Origin of the sequence: Streptomyces torulosus (assembly GCF_001419765.1) — a bacterium.
GTDB lineage: Bacteria > Actinomycetota > Actinomycetes > Streptomycetales > Streptomycetaceae > Streptomyces > Streptomyces torulosus.
Genome location: NZ_LIRK01000975.1, coordinates 1 through 2,158, shown reverse-complemented (window position 1 = coordinate 2,158; position 2,158 = coordinate 1). Strand labels below are relative to the sequence as shown.

Annotated in this window: 1 protein-coding gene and 1 pseudogene; one reads left to right on the top strand and one right to left on the bottom strand. The window is 69.8% G+C overall.

All coding sequences use genetic code 11. The features are described 5' to 3' along the window. Window positions 1–199 (bottom strand): annotated as a pseudogene (locus tag AOK23_RS43265) (SMP-30/gluconolactonase/LRE family protein); the annotation flags it as partial. A gap of 381 nt (window positions 200–580) precedes the next feature. On the opposite strand from AOK23_RS43265, the gene AOK23_RS43260 reads away from it, so the two are divergent. Beyond that, the coding region (locus tag AOK23_RS43260; protein WP_055717834.1) for a 2-oxoacid:acceptor oxidoreductase subunit alpha at window positions 581–2,158 on the top strand (1,578 nt) is incomplete at its 3' end.

Here is a 2,158-nt window from a genome sequence, read left to right as displayed (position 1 = left end):
GGAAGGCCTTCCTCGTGGGGTCCCAGGCGACGCCCTCCGGGTACACGCCGGGGGCGGTGACGCTGAGGCTGCGCGGCAGCGGGCAGCGGGCGGATTTCGCGAACGCCGGCAGCGGGGTGGCGGCGACCGCCCCGCCCAGGGAAACCGCGGTGGCGAGTCTGAGCAGCGTGCGGCGGGAAGCCGGGGATGACGCGTCCATGGTGTGCTCCTGGGAAAAGGGTGACGAAGTAACGGGAAGTGGGCTGTGCCGATGCGTGGTCGCGCGGGCCGGGTCGTGTGGTGGCGCACCTGATGCCCCGCTGGGGGGAAGCGCCGGGTCCGGCTGTCCAGCGGACGTGGGAAAGGGTCCCGAGCCGCTCTGGAGAACCACTGAACCTGCGCTGAACCGGCCATGGGCGGCCGGAAGCGGTGCACGGCGCCCGTGGGAGCGCTTTGGTCCGGCGCAAGGCGGGCTGCCTAACGTCCCGGCCTGCCAGGTCCCGTCGGCGCGTTCCCGGCGTCCCCGAGTTACGGGAAGCGCCGACGGGGTCCGGCCCACGCAGCGGCGCCGGACAGCGGAAAGCCAGAGGAGACGAGTCGCGTGACGGTAGACACCGTGGACATCGAAGAGGCCGAGCCGACATCGGCCGGGATCCGCACCAAGGAGGTGCACCGTCTGGACCGGGTGGTCATTCGGTTCGCGGGTGATTCCGGTGACGGTATGCAGCTCACCGGTGACCGTTTCACCTCCGAGACCGCCTCGTTCGGCAACGACCTGTCAACCCTGCCGAACTTCCCCGCCGAGATCCGCGCCCCCGCCGGCACCCTGCCCGGCGTCTCCAGCTTCCAGCTCCACTTCGCCGACCACGACATCCTCACCCCCGGCGACGCACCCAACGTCCTGGTCGCCATGAACCCCGCCGCCCTCAAAGCCAACATCACCGACATCCCCCGCGGCGCCGAGATCATCGTCAACACCGACGAGTTCACCAAACGCGCCATGCAGAAGGTCGGCTACACCACCAGCCCCCTGGAGGACGGCTCCCTCGACGGCTACCACGTCCACCCAGTCCCGCTGACCACCCTGACGGTCGAGGCGCTGAAGGACTTCAACCTCACCCGCAAAGAGGCCGAACGCAGCAAGAACATGTTCGCGCTCGGACTCTTGTCGTGGATGTACCACCGGCCCACCGAGGGCACCGAGAAGTTCCTCAAGACGAAGTTCGCAAAGAAACCCGACATCGCCGCCGCGAACATCGCCGCCTTCCGCGCCGGCTGGAACTTCGGCGAGACCACCGAGGACTTCGCCGTCTCCTACGAGGTCGCTCCGGCGGCCACCGCGTTCCCGCCCGGCCTCTACCGGAACATCTCCGGGAACCTGGCCCTGTCCTACGGGCTGATCGCCGCCTCCCGCCAGGCCGACCTCCCCCTCTACCTCGGCTCGTATCCGATCACCCCGGCCTCGGACATCCTGCACGAGCTGAGCCGGCACAAGAACTTCGGTGTACGCACCTTCCAGGCCGAGGACGAGATCGCCGGCATCGGTGCCGCCCTGGGCGCCGCGTTCGGCGGCTCCCTCGCCGTCACCACCACCTCCGGCCCCGGCGTGGCCCTCAAATCGGAGACGATCGGGCTCGCGGTGTCACTGGAACTGCCGCTGCTGATCATCGACATCCAGCGCGGCGGCCCCTCCACCGGCCTGCCCACCAAGACCGAACAGGCCGACCTGCTCCAGGCCATGTACGGCCGCAACGGCGAAGCCCCCGTCCCCGTCGTCGCCCCCCGCACCCCCGCGGACTGCTTCGACGCCGCGATCGAGGCCGCCCGCATCGCGCTCGCCTACCGCACCCCGGTGTTCCTGCTCTCCGACGGCTACCTCGCCAACGGCTCCGAACCCTGGCGCATCCCCGAACCCGACGAGCTGCCCGACCTGACCGTGCAGTTCGCCCAGGGCCCCAACCACACCCTCGACGACGGCACCGACGTCTTCTGGCCCTACAAACGCGACCCGCACACCCTCGCCCGCCCCTGGGCCATCCCCGGCACACCCGGCCTGGAACACCGCATCGGCGGCATCGAGAAGCAGGACGGCACCGGCAACATCTCCTACGACCCCGCCAACCACGACTTCATGGTCCGCACCCGCCAGGCCAAGATCGACGGCATCGACATCCCCGAC